This is a genomic window from Vibrio sp. OPT24 (assembly GCF_015163545.1).
Taxonomy (GTDB): domain Bacteria; phylum Pseudomonadota; class Gammaproteobacteria; order Enterobacterales; family Vibrionaceae; genus Vibrio; species Vibrio cyclitrophicus.
Map to the genome: position 1 here is coordinate 286,845 of NZ_JADDYI010000081.1, position 16,783 is coordinate 303,627.

Sequence of the window (16,783 nt, forward strand, 5' to 3'; positions counted from 1 at the left end):
CGATACGGGCATGGGTTTCTTCGATCACATGCTTGATCAAATCGCGACACACGGTGGTTTCCAGATGAATCTAACTGTGAAAGGCGATCTACACATTGATGATCACCACACAGTAGAAGATACGGCTTTAGCTCTAGGCCAAGCACTTAAAGATGCGCTAGGTGATAAACGTGGGATTGGCCGCTTTGGTTTCAGTCTACCAATGGATGAATGTTTGGCGCAGTGTGCACTAGACCTTTCTGGCCGCCCATACCTGAAATTTGATGCTAAGTTCAGCCGCGAACAAGTGGGTGATCTTTCGACTGAGATGGTGGTTCACTTCTTCCGTTCTCTAACCGATACGCTAGCTTGTACGCTACACCTTTCTTCTAATGGCAATAATGACCACCACATCATTGAAAGCCTATTTAAAGCGTTTGGTCGTACTCTTCGTCAAGCAATTAAAGTTGAAGGTAACGAGTTACCAAGCAGCAAAGGCGTACTGTAAGGCTAACGTTAGCAAGGAAAAACAATGAAAGATCAAAAAGTCGTTATTATTGATACTGGTTGTGCCAACGTTTCCTCAGTGAAGTTTGCGATTGAACGTCTGGGCTACGCAGTTGAAATTTCGAAAGAACCAAAAGTTGTTCTAGCTGCCGATAAGTTATTCCTACCCGGTGTAGGTACAGCAAGTGAGGCAATGAAGAATTTGCAAGAGCGTGACCTCGTTAGCCTTGTGAAGCAAGTCGAGAAGCCTCTGCTTGGTATCTGTTTAGGTATGCAACTGTTAGGTAAACTGTCTCAAGAGAAAGGCCAAAAAGCCGACGAGATAGTGGAATGCTTAGGTTTGTGTGATGGCGAAGTTCGCTTGCTTGAAACGGGTGATTTGCCACTACCACACATGGGTTGGAACACTGTAACCGCAACACCGAATCACCCGCTATTTAAAGACATTGAAGAAGGCGAGTATTTTTACTTCGTACATAGCTTTGCAATGCCAGTAGGTGACTACACAATCGCACAATGTGATTACGGCAATCCGTTTACCGCTGCCGTTCAAAGTGGCAACTATTATGGTGTTCAGTTCCACCCAGAGCGTTCGTCAAAAGCAGGCTCTAAATTGATTCAAAACTTCTTGGAACTGTAATAAGGATTAGGCATCGGCTAACGCTGCCCTATAAGGAATGTAAATGATTATTCCCGCATTAGATTTAATTGAAGGCCAAGTAGTTCGCTTATTCCAAGGCGATTACGGGCAAGTAACAGAATACAAAGTAGACCCAGCAGAGCAGTTTAATCTGTATCACCAAGCAGGCGCAGGTTGGCTTCACCTAGTAGACTTAACCGGCGCAAAAGATACAACAGCTCGCCAGCTAGACTTAATCGCCAAGCTACTTGCAAGCACACCAGCCAATATTCAAATTGGTGGTGGTGTTCGCAATGAACAAGATGTAATTGATTTGCTAGAAGCCGGCGCACAGCGCGTTGTGGTTGGCTCGACTGCTGTTAAACAACCTGAACTTGTGAAAGGTTGGATGGAAAAATACGGCGCTGAAAAAATCGTACTTGCTCTGGACATCAACATTGATGAAAACGGCACACGTAAAGTGGCGATTTCAGGTTGGCAAGAAGATTCAGGTGTGACCATCGAAGCGCTAATTGAAGATTACCTAACGGTTGGCCTCAAACACGTTCTCTGTACAGATATTTCACGTGATGGCACGCTAGAAGGATCAAACGTAGAGTTATACATTGACCTTTGTAAGCAGTACCCACAAGTACAATTTCAATCATCGGGTGGCATTGGCAGCCTAGCTGATATCGAAGCTCTGAAAGGCAGCGGCGTTGCGGGTGTGATTGTTGGTCGCGCACTGCTTGATGGCAAATTCACCGCAGAGGAGGCATTTGCATGCTGGCAAAGCGAATAATCCCTTGTTTGGATGTCCGTGATGGACAAGTGGTTAAGGGCGTTCAATTCCGCAACCACGAAATTATTGGTGACATCGTTCCGCTAGCACAACGCTATGCAGAAGAGGGCGCCGATGAATTAGTGTTTTACGATATCACTGCATCAAGTGATGGACGTGTGGTCGATAAAAGCTGGGTGAAACGCGTAGCAGAAGTGATTGATATTCCTTTCTGTGTGGCTGGTGGTATCAAGTCAGCGGAAGATGCAGCACGCATTCTTGAGTTTGGTGCAGATAAAGTCTCAATTAACTCGCCTGCATTGGCTAACCCACAACTGATTACTGACCTTGCTGATAAGTTTGGCGTGCAGTGTATTGTTGTTGGTATCGATTCATACTTCGATAAAGATACCGGTAAATATCAGGTTTACCAGTTCACTGGCGATGAAGCGCGTACTAAAGCAACCAAGTGGGAAACCAAAGATTGGGTGAAGGAAGTACAAAAGCGTGGCGCAGGTGAGATTGTGTTAAACATGATGAACCAAGATGGTGTTCGTAATGGCTACGATATTGATCAGTTAAACATGGTACGCGAAGTGTGTAATGTACCTTTGATTGCGTCTGGTGGTGCAGGTGCGATGGAACACTTTGCTGAAGCCTACAAGAAGACAAACGTGGACGGGGCACTAGCGGCTTCGGTATTCCACAAACAAGTCATCAATATTGGTGAACTTAAACAGTATTTAAAACAACAAGATGTAGAGGTGCGACTATGAGTTTTGAAACCGCAAGCTTATCAAAAACAACAGTAGGCGCATTATCAGAGCGTATTAACTGGGAAAAAGTAGATGGTTTAGTTCCTGCCATTGTTCAAGATTACCAATCTAGCCAAGTGTTAATGATGGGATACATGAACCCTGCAGCACTTGAGAAAACCGGTGAAACTGGCAATGTTACGTTTTTCTCTCGTACTAAAGAGCGTCTTTGGACGAAAGGTGAAACGTCGGGCAACGTATTGCAACTGAAAAACATCGCTTTGGACTGCGATAACGATACTTTACTTGTTAAGGTAAATCCCATTGGCCCAACGTGCCACACAGGTACAACAACGTGTTGGGATGGAGACAAACAAGAAGAAACACAGATGGTGTGGCTTCATCAGCTTGAGCAGCTACTGGCTGCCCGCAAGGACGCAGACCCTGAGTCTTCTTATACTGCCAGTTTATATGCCCGTGGCACCAAGCGTATTTCGCAAAAGGTGGGCGAAGAAGGCGTTGAAGTCGCGCTTGCGGCGACGTCGGGCGATAAGGCGGAATTAGTGTGTGAATCAGCAGATTTGATTTACCACTTGATGGTTCTTTTACAAGACCAAGGCTTATCGATGAACGATGTGGTGAACAAATTAAAAGAGCGCCATAAGTAAGCTCTCTTTAGATTAATCGACTACGTAACAGATAAATAAAAGCCCCTTAAACAATTATGTTTACGGGGCTTTTTTAGCATTCAATTCTTGAGCATATCTCTTCGACTTTAGGCCTCGTCATTCCGAGGAGTCTAAGCGACATCAGGAAACTCTCCTCTTAATCTAACTTCCTAGACACATGAGTTAGCCGCAGCACTTTTTATACTTCTTACTGCTACCACAAATACACGGGTCATTGCGGCCGATCTTGAAGCTCTCTACAGTTTGGTTTAGGCGAGGATCTATCTCTGGTTGTGTTGCGTCTTCTTGTTCATTTTCTTGATTGGGGAAAGCGCCATCAATGTAGAACCAAATACCGTCTTCACGAACAAAGCGAGAACGTTCTTGCATACAGAACTGCTCAGCCCCGTCGTTGAAGTAAGCTTTAAACTCAACAAAGCCTTCGTTCTCATGTGAACCTGCGGCAGTATCGATGACTTCTAAACCCGCCCAATCACTATCAATGGATTCAGCAATACCTTCTCTCTGCGCTTCTGCATTACAAGTCGGGTGGTAAGTAGCAACCACATAATCAACCAAACCAAGTACATGTGCAGAATAGCGTGAGCGCATCAATTGTTCAGGTGTTTCGACTGAATTGTGGTCAAGATGTGCGGATTCACAGCACTGTTGGTAAGTATTTTTGCTACCACAAGGGCATAAAGACATAGTCAGTTCCTGTAAAAATGGCCTCGATTAAGAGGCCATAAATGAATGCATTGGAGTTTAGCAAGAAACGATCGCTCACCAAAGCTTAGTTTCTATTGCTGTTTTTGTAGGGAGTGTATTATTTCAATGAAGGTGATAACAGATCTTGAGCCCAAGTAGTGGCCTCATCATACGCTTGTCCGAGGTCTGCTTCGCTCAGTTTGAGCAGCTTACGAATGCGTGTCGCTTCATCCCAGCGAGCTTGCTCGTACGCAATGACCATCGCCATGATCGCACCAAGTACACCTTTACGCTGAATAAGAGCTTGTTTGATCTCTTCATCGATGGGTACTGAGTCCAATACTTGCTTTAAAGGCTGATCAAAGAGTGAATCGAGTAGCGAGAACATGCCGGTTAAAAAGGCTTGTCCAGGTTCAACTTTCACATTCATCTTTTCTACTAACAGTTCACATTGACGAGCGCGCAGTACCGCTAAACCATAAAGTGAATCCGGTTTATCTTCTTTCGCAGATGCGATTGCCACTAGTGAAACGAACTTACGCAGTTTCTGTTCCCCAAGGTAAATGAGTGCTTGGCGAAATGAACGGATAGTCGTCGCTGAACCGCCCGCAGAGTTTACGTAGGTGAGTAGCTTATAAGAGAGTGTTACATCCAATGTGATCAAACGTTCGACTTCACTGAAATCGATAGGATCGTGGGCTATTTCTTTTAGTAACTGAACGATAGTCAGAAAAGCAGGACTAAGTGCGCGAGTTTGGATCATTTCCGGTTTACTGAAGAAGTAACCCTGAAAATAAGAAAATCCGGCTTGTTTCGCTTCTTGATACTCATCGTAAGTTTCAACTTTTTCGGCAAGAAACTTGATATCCAATTCTCTCATAGAGTTCATGAACATTGATGCTTTTGTTATTGAGATCAAACGAATATCAAATTTAATGATAGATACGTAAGGCAAGAAACGTTTCCATGCTTTGCTTGGCACAAAGTCGTCCAACGCGATGGTATAACCCGCGTCGTAAATGGTTTTGATCGCTTCAAGCAATTCGTCCGTTGGTTCACAATCTTCAAGAACCTCAACAACGAGGCTTTCTTTCGGAAAGAGGGTAGGGACTAAGTTAATCAGACTTGCATAAGGAAAATTCACGAACCCCAACTTATCACCAAGCGTATTATAGTGAGTTGATAGGAAGTGATCGGAAAGCAAGCGGCTTGTAGCGAGTTCCGGTTCTACTTCAGGGAAAGTGTTCTTAGGACCGTCCCTGAATAGCAACTCGTAACCTATGGTTTTCTTGTCAGCATCGAGTATTGGCTGACGCGCTACATATGAATATTTCAACTTCGTACTGTGTTCGGTTTAGTTCTGATACAGAGATAATAGCTAATTGGAGAAAAATTACCATCTACAATCTTAGAAAGTCTGACCCATAATAATAATCAATGTGAAAGATGAGGAGTGACGTTAAAAGCGGTTGCTAAACTCACGATTCTGTAGTTCAAAACTTTGCGGAGTGAATACCAGAACTGAGCCCTGCGTGTACCAATCACCAAGTACGATACGAGTTTTAGTGCAACTATTGGTATTGAACCTATGAATGTCTGGGCGGTGCGTGTGACCGTGGATCATGAGATCTACATTATTTTGCGCCATCACATTTTCAACTTCTTGTTGTGTTACGTCCATGATGTCTAAAGACTTAGTCTGCTTGTCGTCCTTGATATCGGATTGAACCTTAGAAACAATTTTCTTTTTGATAAAGAATGGAATTCTATTGAATACCCATTGTAGCCAGGGCTGATGTACTTTTTCACGGAAGGCGAGATACTTTACATCTTCAGTGCACAAGGTATCACCGTGTAATACCACGGCTTTTTGTCCGTAGATATCGATCGTTGAAACTTCATCTAGTAGTTGGACGCCCGTTTGTTTGGCAAACTTTTTACCAACTAAAAAGTCCCGGTTGCCCTGAGTGAAATAACAAGGCACGCCAGTGTTAACTAGATCAATAAATGCTTGGCGAATGGAAGTAGCGAAATCGCTCGTATCGTCGTCACCAATCCAGAACTCGAAAAGGTCACCAAGTACATACAGTGCATCCGCTTCTACGGCTTCGTTTTTCATGAAGGTTAAGAAACAATCTGTGATGTCTGGTCGCGACGGGGCTAAGTGCAGATCTGATATAAAATATGTTTTCATAGGTCTAAAAAAGGGAGCGATTCGCTCCCTGTATCCTGATTTATCGGTTCACCAATGGTAATGATTAATACTAATCGAAAGCGAGTAATTAAGCTTCGATTGTAGTACCAGTGATGATCACTTCTTCTAGAGGTACATCTTGGTGCATACCCATAGAACCAGTGCTAACACCTTTAATCTTGTTTACGATGTCCATACCTTCAACAACTTCTGCGAATACACAGTAACCCCAACCGTCTAGGCTTTCGCTACGGAAGTTTAGGAAAGAATTGTCGTTCACGTTGATGAAGAACTGAGAGCTCGCTGAATGTGGTTCCATAGTACGAGCCATTGCAAGTGTACCTACTTTGTTAGCTAGGCCGTTGTTTGCTTCGTTCTTGATTGTAGCGCGAGTCGTTTTTTCTTTAAGGCCAGAAGTCATGCCACCGCCTTGAATCATGAAACCATCGATAACACGGTGGAATAGTGTGTTGTCGTAGAAACCGTCACGGCAATACTGTAGAAAGTTTGCGCTTGTTTCTGGTGCTTTTTCTTCGTTAAGTTGAACTTTGATGTCACCAAAATTTGTGTGAAGGATGATCATGATTGTTACCTTACTGTCTTTTTAATATGAAGTTCGAATTCTAGCGCATGTTGGCGGACTTTCAAATCACCAAATCATTCACTTAACTCAGATGTTTGAGGTAATTCCTGCTTTGGGGGATTACCTATTAAGGTATGACTTGTTATACTGCGAGCTTATTTTTGATTAATCCATAAAATAGATAGAGATCATGCTGAAGATATATAACACGCTCACAAGACAGAAAGAGGAATTCAAACCAATTACAGCTGGCAAAGTCGGTATGTATGTCTGTGGGGTAACCATATACGATCTCTGTCATATTGGTCATGGCCGTACGTTCGTTTCTTTCGACGTAGTAACTCGTTACCTTCGTTACCTTGGTTACGATTTGAACTTCGTTCGTAACATTACTGATATCGATGACAAGATCATCAAACGCGCTAACGAAAACGGCGAGTCTTGTGATTCTTTAACTGAGCGCTTGATTGGTGAAATGCATGCAGATTTCGATGCATTGAATATGAAACGCCCAGATGTAGAGCCTCGTGCAACAGAATTCATCACTGAGATCATTGAGTTAGTAGAAAAGCTAATTCAACGCGGCTTTGCTTACGTAGCAAGCAATGGCGATGTGATGTTCGAAGTTAAGAAGTTCGATGAATACGGTAAGCTTTCAAAGCAAGACTTAGATCAGCTTCAAGCTGGTGCTCGTGTCGATGTTGACTCTGCAAAACGCAGCCCATTAGATTTTGTTCTTTGGAAAATGTCTAAGCCAGGTGAACCTACGTGGGAATCGCCATGGGGTCCAGGTCGTCCAGGTTGGCACATTGAATGTTCAGCAATGAACTCTTCTATTCTTGGTAATCACTTCGATATCCACGGCGGCGGTTCAGATCTACAATTCCCTCACCACGAAAACGAGATTGCACAATCTTGCTGCGCACATGGTACTCAGTATGTAAATACTTGGATGCACAGTGGTATGGTAATGGTAGACAAAGAAAAAATGTCTAAATCATTAGGCAACTTCTTCACGATTCGTGATGTGCTAGCTCATTACGATGCCGAAACGGTACGTTACTTTCTAATGTCTGGCCACTACCGTAGCCAACTAAACTACAGTGAAGATAACCTAAATCAAGCACGTGCTTCATTAGAACGCCTCTACACGTCACTTCGTGGCTTGGATCTAACAGCAGCTCCGGCTGGTGGTGAAGAATATGTAACTCGTTTCTCTACTGCGATGAACGATGATTTCAACACACCTGAAGCTTATTCAGTGCTGTTTGAAATGGCTCGTGATATTAACCGTATCAAGACAGAAAGTATTGAAAAAGCAAGCGCTCTCGGTGCATTGATGCGTGAACTTGCCGACATCATCGGTATTCTTCATCAAGACCCAGAAGCTTTCCTTAAAGGTGATGCTGCTGGTAATGACGACGAAGTAGCAGAAATTGAAGCATTGATTAAGCTACGTAATGATTCTCGTGCTTCAAAGGATTGGGCTAACGCTGACCTTGCACGTGACAAGTTGAACGAGTTGGGTATTGTTCTGGAAGATGGTCCAGAAGGCACGACTTGGCGTCGTAAGTAAACTTTATAAAAAAGGGCTGATTTTCAGCCCTTTTTTCTAGCAAAAATTCTTTAATTTCACCTTTGCTTTTATCTTCAACTTTTAATTAACAGGAATATTTCTGTGGCTCAGATGTATTTTTATTACTCGGCAATGAATGCGGGTAAATCAACAACGCTTCTTCAATCTTCTTTTAACTATCAAGAGCGTGGTATGACGCCAGTGATCTTTACCGCAGCGTTAGACGACCGCTATGGTATTGGTAAAGTGAGCTCACGAATTGGTCTGCAATCTGAAGCTCAACTGTTTAAAAACGACACTAATATGTTTGACGCTATCCAAAAACTTAATGAAGAAGAAAAGCGTCATTGTGTTTTGATCGATGAGTGTCAGTTTTTATCGAAAGAGCAGGTTTACCAACTAACAGAAGTCGTAGATAAGCTGCACATTCCTGTACTTTGCTACGGTTTGCGCACTGACTTCTTGGGTGAGCTGTTTGAAGGTAGCCGTTACTTATTGTCTTGGGCCGACAAGTTAGTTGAGCTGAAAACGATTTGCCACTGTGGTCGTAAAGCGAATATGGTGATTCGTACTGATGAGCACGGTGTTGCGATTGCTGAAGGTGACCAAGTGGCTATTGGTGGTAATGACCAGTATGTTTCTGCTTGCCGTTTGCACTATAAAGAAGCGTTAGGTAAATAAACGGCTCTTTGGTTGATTTTGCTTAAGGAAACAAAGCAAAAATTAGTAATCTAAAATAAAAGCTAAGAATAATAAACGGTGGCCAAATGCCACCGTTTTTGTTTCCTGAAACGTACTATTACGTTACCTAAAGCTTTATTCGAAACCCAGTTTCTTCAATACTTTGTAAGCATGGTCAACGTCATCAGGGATTGGCATTTCAATCTGAAATCCTTGAGCAGGGTACGTTTTGATTCTTTCAAAGTCGGCAACTAAAGCCCCTAGTACCATGTCCAGTGGCAACTCTTCGTTAAAGTAATTGACCCAACTTTGCCATTGCGAAGTCACTCTAATTTCCGCCGCCTGTTCTGGCCATTGTTTGCTGAATGTTGCGTAGGTACGTTTTTCCATAAAGGGCTTTTGTACCAAGGTCAGTCGCTTCGGTGATAGCCCACGTTTTGTAAGCAAGTCATAGGTAAAACGGACATTTTCGCCAGTATTAGTCGCGTGTTTTTCAATCAAAATGTCTGAATCAGGTACTCCACAATCTCTGGCAATAGCGGCAAATGTTTCAGCTTCTGAGCATTCAAAATTTCCCTCAGTAAAACGTCCCACTCCGCCTGAGAAAACGATGTAAGGCGCTACTTTTTGGTGATAGAGATCTGCCGCGTATTCAGCAACCCGAGTATCGTTGCTACATAACACAAAAATGCAGTCTGAAGTTTCTACGTTATGGTTCATCGACATAAAATTCCAAAGGATGTCTATGGAACGATGCAATTTAACCTTGGGGTTTATAATCGATAGTTCAGTCATGAAGTGCGTCCAGTGTGGAATTGAACTTAAACGAGTAGCCTAAGTCGAGAATCTTTTTCGAAGAGATCAGCTTGTCTGGTGTATCAACAATGGGCGGTAAAGGTTCACTACTGTTGGCGCTTTTCAATGCCGCGGCATAAAATTCCGCCTTACTGACCGTATTTGGCGTCGTCACGTTGACCACTTCGTTGTGCAGCTGACTAATAGCGAAGTCGACCGCGTTAATTGCGTCATCAAGGTGAAGCATGTTGGCGGGAGCCTTAGAGCTGACTTGTCTAAGTCTACTGGCAAATCTTGACGGATGACGATTCGGACCAATTAATCCACTAAAGCGAAGAATGGTATAATCGATATCTGAATCAATCACTGACTGCTCAGCTCGCAACATGACTCGTGCGTTATCAGAAAATGAAGGTGCATGGCCGTTATCTGAGTTTGATAGATTCAGTGACGCATCCTGTTCGTGCAGAACGCCGGGCTTAGTAGGGTAGACCGTTGTTGAACTGACCATGAGCAGTTTCTTTATGTTAGCTTTTTTGCAAGCCGTCGTTAACTGTTTCCAGTAAGTGGCATACTCTTGTCCTGCGCCTTTTCTAAAGCCTGGAGGGAAGCTGCCAATGACGATTTCAGTGTTGTTTTCCAGTAGGAGTGAGTAGAGTCGGCCAATAGAGCGTTCAGGTTGCGCGGCATCAAAACTGAACACTTCACAAGGAATGCATTCGTTGCCAATAGCATCAGCGCCTGACTGAGTGGTCTTCGTAACGACGACTCGGTGACCATGTTTGACGAGATGTTCAGATAAGGGGACACCAACCCAGCCTGCACCAACAATAAATATAGAAGCCATGTGTTCCTCACAACTGCAAATGACGAATTTACATTAAGCCTAACAAACCTTTGGCTAAAAATGAAAAAACTCCACGGCCGAAGCAAGTGGAGTTTTTTCTAGAACAATCGAGCTTTAGTTTAGTACGCGAATGAGCTTATCTGCGCGTTCTGCCATCTCGATACCTTCATCTGTTAGGTAACCGCCGTCTGGCTGAGTGCAAAGGTTTTTTTCGAATAGGCGCTTAACGGCGTCTTGAGTTTCTTGAGCAGCCTCTTGATGAACTTTAATTCCGGTAGCAGCGCTACTTACATCAAATTGAAGAAGGAGGTTTAAATCAGCAATATGTTCAGCGTTGTACTTCATAATTAACCTATATATTCATAACGTTCTCTACCTTCACCTTAGTGCGCATTGACAGCTCAGGCAATAGCAAATAAATAGAATTGATAAGTGATACCAAATTGAATGATTAATCATCGCATGAAGGACTTATTTTGGTTAAATTGGGTAATTTACACACGTTTACATCATGAGTGATGTCTATTGCTAAGTGGTTGTAATATATTGTGTGACTAGAAAGATATTGCATGCAGCTAATATTGTACAAAAAGGAAATGCATCAGTGAGAGTTAACAAAGTAGCATTGGTAATTAGTATGCTATTTGCTATCTCAGGTTGTCAAAGCACACCCTCAGAGCAGACAGACGCGAACCAAATCACAAATAATAATGAATCTACAACAGAGGTCCGTTCTTTTCAGTCTCTCCAAAGTGTTTACTCCCAATGGGAAATTAAACTTGAAGATCATGCTCAATTGTCTCTTTATGCTCCGGAGAATTACCATGAACTTCTAGATGCATGGGATGATGCTGAAAATATTTATGCAGATTTACTGAAAGATGAGAGTCGATTATCTAAAAGTTATTCGATTTTCTCGAGCCTAACTTATGCCGAAGCTTTTGATGAAAAAATTGCTCTGATCAAATCTAACTATGATTCGATTTTAGTTTTGAAGAAAAAAGCCGATCGAGTGCTAGCCGATTCGATAGTACAAATGGAATACCTTCAGTTTCTTGGTGCGGACACCATGTTTACATCGAGCTATAAGAAGTTGTATTCAGAGTACAGCGAGCTATTCGAATATGTATTGGTTGATGAGTTAGAAGATGCTCAGGAAGCACAGATCGAATTCCTCAATAGTGCTCGTCTGTTAGAAGTCAAAGTTGCTCATAAAAAATATATTGAGCCTTTGAAGAACGAATTAGAATTTTTGGAAGACGAAGATTTTGATGATGTGGTTCCCTTAACGTTTGCAAAGGCCGCTTCTCAAATAGCATTAGCTGAAAGCCAAGTGAAAGCGAGCCCACGCGAAAAATCGATTATTGAAGATGCCGTTCAAGCTGCAGAGTTTGAATTGAACCATGTACGTAGTGTAGCGCACGAAGTAAAGCTACTTGCGAGCGTGAAAGGTGATCGATTTGAGCAAACGGTATTGAATGCAGAGAACCAATTGTTAAGTATTTCTCAGGTAATTAATGACAAGGACTATCGTGATGTTGTGTTGCGCCTCCAATCTCAAAAGATTGTTGCTAGCGTTAAGGCATTAAAAAGTTCGGATATGACATCTTTATTAAAGTCAGAGATTGAAGCTTTGACTGAACAATTAGTTAAGTTAGAAAGCGATAATCAAAAGCAAGCTCAGCAATTGTTTGAAGCGACTAAGCACAATGAGTTATTAGGTGAGCAGGTCACCAAGAGCGATGCACACATAAAGAGCTTAGAAGAGCTGGTGGATAGTTTGAAAGGATTAGATGGTAAAGTTGCTAACGGAAGCGATTCTGATCTTGTTCCTTCTAACGTTGAATCTAACCTTGAAGATGAGACTTTAACACAACCATCAGAAGAAGTGATTGAGCCAGCAGTTTAGCATAACTAATGTCTTTATTTGTGACTGACTTAAAAGCGCCTAAGGGCGCTTTTTTACGTTCTGTTGATCTATATCAAAATCTCGAAATAAAAGCCCGTTAAACACGGTTAGAGTGTACGTTATTCTTTTGGTTTTTTCGTAACCTGTTGATATTTATGGATGTGTTATTTTTATTGTTGATAACGATTCATTCATAATAGTTTTGATTTTACTACTAAAGTCGTATGAAATTTTAATATCATTCAGAATTTAGTGCTTTATGCATAGTTAAAGTGAATTTGTGAGAAAAATAGCTCTTGAATTAAGAAATGAAAGAGAGGATTATCGCGCTCCCCGACAACATGTTTCAAAATGTAAATCACATGAATCTAAACCAATTTGACTCATTATTACCGCCACAAATGGCTGAGCGCGCTGCAGATATTGGCGTAGGTAAAGCAACCAAAGATCCCATTAAATCTTTTCTTCTCGCTATTTCTGCGGGTATTCATATCGGTATTGCCTTTGTATTCTATACCATCGTAACGACGGGTGCGGGTGATTTACCATGGGGTATTACTCGCTTATTGGGTGGCCTTGCATTTAGCTTGGGCTTGATTCTAGTCGTCGTGACTGGTGGTGAGCTATTTACTAGCTCTGTTTTAACGTTAGTGGCAAGAGCGAGCGGAAAAATTAGCTGGCGTACCCTGATGAAGAACTGGGCTACGGTTTATATCGGTAACTTGATTGGCGCGTTGCTACTAGTAGCTTGTATGCTTCTGACCAAACAATACATGTTCGACAACGGACAAGTGGGCTTGAATGCCATGGCTATTTCACAACACAAGATGCACCATGATTTTATCCAAGCTATCGCGTTAGGCATCATGTGTAATGTTTTGGTTTGTATTGCGGTGTGGATGACATTCAGTGGCCGTACATTAACGGACAAAATCGCAGTAATGATTTTACCTGTCGCGATGTTCGTGTCGGCAGGCTTTGAGCACTGTATTGCGAACATGTTCCAAGTACCACTCGCTATCGGAATTAAAACCTTTGCTCCCGCTGAATTCTGGACAATGACGGGTGCTAACCCTGCCGACTATGTTGACCTAAACATGATGGATTTCTTAATGAACAACCTGTTACCTGTGACTTTAGGCAACATCATTGGCGGCGGTATCTTTGTGGGTATGTGGTATTGGCTAATTTACTTACGCGATTAATCCAGTTTACAAAATTAACTCGGGTTCAGTAAAAACGCTGAACTGACTTATGACATTTACAAGACGGTCTGCATTGCAGGCCGTTTTTTATTTGTGGAAAACTTACTTATTCATTTCTCTAATTATTGAAACGAACGCCCAACAACGCTGATTTTCATGTGTGTATATGTCTTTGAAAACCCCCAAGGATCAATGGCAATGATCTTTTGTTGAGTCAAAGTGACCAAAAAAGGATCGATGTTGATTTGGTTATCCACAATTTCTGTGGATAACCTGTCTCAAATTCGGTGAGTAACCAGAACTGAGGGGAGGAGGTAGCTAGTTTGTTGGTTGTATACGGGCGAGAACTCGACCTTCTTTTGTTAGAGAGGTCTTCAAAGCTAGGTGAAGTGAGAGTGCCAAAGAACAGCTCATCATCACGAAAATCGCCAACATGATCATAAGCTGATATTTGATAGCAATCATTGGTGAAGCACCACCTAGGATTTGTCCTGTCATCATTCCTGGAAGTGTCACTAAGCCTGTGGTTGCCATGGAAGCCATAATAGGAGACATCGCCTTCTGTATAGCATTACGTATAAAAGGCGCTGCAGCATAGGTTGGAGCAGCGCCTAAAGCGATTGCCGCTTCATATTCTGACTTCTGCGTCTCAAAAGCGCCAAACAAGTTCTGCAGTGCCACAATATTACTGCTCAAGCTATTACCCAATAACATTCCTGCGATAGGGATAAGGTATTGCGCGTTCAAAATCGGTGTCGGTTTAATAATAAAGAAGCAGATAAACATGACTACGGGCACACATGTAACAGAGAGGCTCACGGCAACTGGGACCAAAAGTAGGTTTTTCGGTAGTTTAGACTTTTCAACAATCGAGCTTGCACCGACGATTATCATGGTGAACAGCCACAATACATTGATCCACAAACTGTTCAGAGTGAACAAATATTCTAGGTAGAGACCGACAAGAAACAGCTGCACAACCATGCGAACAATACCGATAAAAGCTTCTTTGCCAAGGCCCAGTTTTAGCCAGTAATTTATCCCTATGGGGAGTACTAGAAGTGTACTGAATAACAACAATTGCCACCAAGATATATCAATAACGTCTTGCATAGTGCTTCCTTTTAAGTGGATACACATCATATATGAAAGTGTTAAATGATGCATTTTAGCTTCATTCCAGCTTACTCAAAAAAACACCCAATGATTTAACAAACAAAACACAAAATATTGGTGATTTTAGGCTTTTTTAGCTACTACTTAGTAGGTAAAAGGTTAAAATTGGTTGCCAAATAGTTGCGCAAATGTTTGTTTTTAACATTTGTGAAATATACTTAATTCTTCACATTTGTTAATAGTTTTTAATAACTTTGTTTAACTGAAAACAAGTTTGGATGAGCTCAAAAAAGTATTGATTAGCAAGGGTTATAACGGGGGATTTGATTGAACCTTACTTTGTGTATGGTCTAAAATTTGTTGTTAGATACTCAAGAACTTTAGCTCCTTAGAATGAGCTACTCAGAATTACTAAATACAAAATAGGCAAAATGTATGAGTGATGTTAAAAAAATTGAAACTGGCGAAAAACGCTCGTTGGAGTGGAAGTCATTCCTCTTCATTGCGGTTGTTCTCTTTCCAATATTAAGTGTGGCTTTTGTAGGCGGTTACGGCTTCATAGTTTGGGCACTGCAAGTATTTGTATTCGGACCTCCTGGTGCTCATGGCGGCATGTAATGCCCTCTAGTAACAACATTTTTTAAAATCAATATTTAAGAGAGCTAAACATGAAATCATTTTTAGTTAAATTATGGCGCACAATGACTCGCCCAGCAGTACACATCAGTCTTGGTGTACTAACTATGGGTGGCTTTATCGCCGGTGTTATTTTCTGGGGCGGTTTCAATACAGCGCTAGAACACACAAATACAGAAGAGTTCTGTGTAAGCTGTCACACTATGCGTGACAACGTGTACGTAGAGCTACAAGAAACGGTTCACTGGAAAAACACTTCAGGTGTACGTGCAACTTGTCCTGACTGTCACGTTCCACATGAATGGACAGCAAAAATTGCTCGTAAGATGCAAGCATCTAAAGAAGTATTCGCTCAAGTATTTGGTGACCTAGACACACCAGAGAAATTCGAAGCGCGTCGTATTGAACTGGCTAAACATGAATGGGATCGTTTCTCTTCGAACAAATCTCTAGAGTGTAAAAATTGTCACAACTACGATTCAATGGATTTCGACAACATGCGCCCAACAGCGCGCATTCAGATGAAAAACGCAGCAGAGCGCGACCAAAGCTGTGTTGACTGTCACAAAGGTATTGCTCACAACCTTCCATTAGATATGGCATCGGCAAGCGGTATTGTTGGTGAGCTAGAAAATGTTGCAAGCAGCACATCTTACGCATCGGGTAGCGACGTTATTTCTATTCGTCATCTTCCAATGTATACAGATGAGACTGCTGAAGTTGAAGCGGGTCTACTAAGCCCTGCAAGTAAAGTTGCTGTGATCGATGAAAAAGGCGACATGATCAAGATTCAAATTGACGGTTGGCGTAAAGCGAAAGGCTTCGGACGTGTAATCCAAGAAGACTTCGGTATGAATATCTCGACTGCAATCTTGACGAAAGAAGTCTCTCAAAGTGACGCAATCACTGTTGGTGAGAAGAAAGAAGATGAGCTTACTGGCCTTCCATGGGAAGAAGTTAACCTAGCACTTTGGATGAAGAAAGAGTCTATGGTTGATAACTTCGATCCAATCTGGAACGCAGCGGGTCAAGCGTACCAATCTAACTGTTCAACGTGTCACTCACAGCCAGATGAAGCTCACTTCAGCGCTAACGGTTGGGTCGGTATGCTAGATGGCATGATTGCATTCGTTAACTTCGATACAGATACAGAAGCACTTGTTCTTAAGTATCTACAGAAGCACTCATCAGATTTTTCTGAAGGCCATCACTAATAAGACGTCA

The 16,783-nt window shown here is 42.2% G+C and carries 19 protein-coding genes; 11 read left to right on the forward strand and 8 right to left on the reverse strand.

All coding sequences use genetic code 11. The features are described from left to right. The 5 genes from hisB to hisIE all read left to right on the forward strand — a co-directional run. A partial coding sequence (hisB, locus tag IQO02_RS22330) for an imidazoleglycerol-phosphate dehydratase HisB (protein WP_228006090.1) occupies nt 1–487 on the forward strand: 487 nt, incomplete at its 5' end. A 24-nt stretch (nt 488–511) separates the two neighbouring features. Next, entirely contained in the window at nt 512–1,126 is a 615-nt protein-coding gene (hisH, locus tag IQO02_RS21590) for an imidazole glycerol phosphate synthase subunit HisH (protein ID WP_010440008.1), read from the forward strand. 43 nt (nt 1,127–1,169) lie between these two features. Continuing rightward, nucleotides 1,170–1,907: a 1-(5-phosphoribosyl)-5-[(5-phosphoribosylamino)methylideneamino]imidazole-4-carboxamide isomerase gene (gene hisA, locus IQO02_RS21595; protein ID WP_010440012.1), complete on the forward strand. Its 738-nt coding sequence runs from the start codon at nt 1,170–1,172 to the stop codon at nt 1,905–1,907. Then, nucleotides 1,889–2,662, forward strand: coding sequence for an imidazole glycerol phosphate synthase subunit HisF (gene hisF / locus IQO02_RS21600; RefSeq protein WP_010440014.1), 774 nt, complete (start codon nt 1,889–1,891; stop codon nt 2,660–2,662). Before hisA ends, hisF begins: the two co-directional genes overlap by 19 nt. After that, nucleotides 2,659–3,309: a bifunctional phosphoribosyl-AMP cyclohydrolase/phosphoribosyl-ATP diphosphatase HisIE gene (gene hisIE, locus IQO02_RS21605; RefSeq protein WP_010440017.1), complete on the forward strand. Its 651-nt coding sequence runs from the start codon at nt 2,659–2,661 to the stop codon at nt 3,307–3,309. Before hisF ends, hisIE begins: the two co-directional genes overlap by 4 nt. Nucleotides 3,310–3,492: 183 nt before the next feature. Here hisIE and IQO02_RS21610 read toward each other — a convergent pair whose 3' ends face one another. The 4 genes from IQO02_RS21610 to IQO02_RS21625 all read right to left on the reverse strand — a co-directional run bounded on the left by IQO02_RS21610 (nt 3,493) and on the right by IQO02_RS21625 (nt 6,794). Continuing rightward, nucleotides 3,493–4,017: a YchJ family protein gene (locus tag IQO02_RS21610; protein WP_016784629.1), complete on the reverse strand. Its 525-nt coding sequence runs from the start codon at nt 4,015–4,017 to the stop codon at nt 3,493–3,495. A 118-nt stretch (nt 4,018–4,135) separates the two neighbouring features. Beyond that, on the reverse strand, nt 4,136–5,353 hold the full coding sequence (locus IQO02_RS21615; protein WP_010440023.1) for an EAL and HDOD domain-containing protein: 1,218 nt from the start codon (nt 5,351–5,353) through the stop codon (nt 4,136–4,138). A 123-nt stretch (nt 5,354–5,476) separates the two neighbouring features. Further along, complete coding sequence (lpxH, locus tag IQO02_RS21620; RefSeq protein WP_010440026.1) at nt 5,477–6,211, reverse strand: UDP-2,3-diacylglucosamine diphosphatase; 735 nt, start codon at nt 6,209–6,211, stop codon at nt 5,477–5,479. A gap of 88 nt (nt 6,212–6,299) precedes the next feature. Next, nucleotides 6,300–6,794: a peptidylprolyl isomerase gene (locus IQO02_RS21625; RefSeq protein WP_010440028.1), complete on the reverse strand. Its 495-nt coding sequence runs from the start codon at nt 6,792–6,794 to the stop codon at nt 6,300–6,302. 190 nt (nt 6,795–6,984) lie between these two features. Here IQO02_RS21625 and cysS point away from each other — a divergent pair, with 190 nt between their 5' ends. Together cysS and IQO02_RS21635 are read left to right on the forward strand one after the other, a co-directional pair. After that, nucleotides 6,985–8,370 (forward strand): cysteine--tRNA ligase, encoded by a 1,386-nt coding sequence (cysS, locus tag IQO02_RS21630; RefSeq protein ID WP_010440031.1) that lies wholly within the window; start codon nt 6,985–6,987, stop codon nt 8,368–8,370. Nucleotides 8,371–8,472: 102 nt separating this feature from the next. Beyond that, nucleotides 8,473–9,051: a thymidine kinase gene (locus tag IQO02_RS21635; RefSeq protein WP_004734584.1), complete on the forward strand. Its 579-nt coding sequence runs from the start codon at nt 8,473–8,475 to the stop codon at nt 9,049–9,051. A 135-nt stretch (nt 9,052–9,186) separates the two neighbouring features. On the opposite strand, the gene IQO02_RS21640 is transcribed toward IQO02_RS21635, so the two are convergent. The 3 genes from IQO02_RS21640 to IQO02_RS21650 form a co-directional block, all read right to left on the reverse strand. After that, on the reverse strand, nt 9,187–9,777 hold the full coding sequence (locus tag IQO02_RS21640; RefSeq protein ID WP_016795086.1) for a YdcF family protein: 591 nt from the start codon (nt 9,775–9,777) through the stop codon (nt 9,187–9,189). A gap of 61 nt (nt 9,778–9,838) precedes the next feature. Beyond that, entirely contained in the window at nt 9,839–10,693 is an 855-nt protein-coding gene (locus IQO02_RS21645; RefSeq protein ID WP_016800909.1) for an NAD(P)H-binding protein, read from the reverse strand. Nucleotides 10,694–10,807: 114 nt separating this feature from the next. After that, complete coding sequence (locus IQO02_RS21650) at nt 10,808–11,038, reverse strand: TIGR02647 family protein (RefSeq protein ID WP_010440041.1); 231 nt, start codon at nt 11,036–11,038, stop codon at nt 10,808–10,810. A gap of 259 nt (nt 11,039–11,297) precedes the next feature. Between IQO02_RS21650 and IQO02_RS21655 the strand changes: the two genes are divergently transcribed. Both IQO02_RS21655 and focA read left to right on the forward strand, forming a co-directional pair. Then, complete coding sequence (locus IQO02_RS21655) at nt 11,298–12,602, forward strand: hypothetical protein (protein ID WP_016768568.1); 1,305 nt, start codon at nt 11,298–11,300, stop codon at nt 12,600–12,602. A gap of 362 nt (nt 12,603–12,964) precedes the next feature. Beyond that, nucleotides 12,965–13,807, forward strand: coding sequence for a formate transporter FocA (focA, locus tag IQO02_RS21660; RefSeq protein WP_010440048.1), 843 nt, complete (start codon nt 12,965–12,967; stop codon nt 13,805–13,807). A gap of 318 nt (nt 13,808–14,125) precedes the next feature. On the opposite strand, the gene IQO02_RS21665 is transcribed toward focA, so the two are convergent. Then, nucleotides 14,126–14,920 (reverse strand): ABC transporter permease, encoded by a 795-nt coding sequence (locus IQO02_RS21665; protein ID WP_016800907.1) that lies wholly within the window; start codon nt 14,918–14,920, stop codon nt 14,126–14,128. 438 nt (nt 14,921–15,358) lie between these two features. On the opposite strand from IQO02_RS21665, the gene torE reads away from it, so the two are divergent. Further along, on the forward strand, nt 15,359–15,541 hold the full coding sequence (gene torE, locus IQO02_RS21670) for a trimethylamine N-oxide reductase system protein TorE (protein WP_010440051.1): 183 nt from the start codon (nt 15,359–15,361) through the stop codon (nt 15,539–15,541). Between the two features lie 50 nt (nt 15,542–15,591). Continuing rightward, a complete protein-coding gene (gene torC, locus IQO02_RS21675; RefSeq protein WP_010440053.1) occupies nt 15,592–16,773 on the forward strand; it encodes a pentaheme c-type cytochrome TorC in 1,182 nt (393 codons plus the stop codon). Nucleotides 16,774–16,783: the final 10 nt, after the last annotated feature.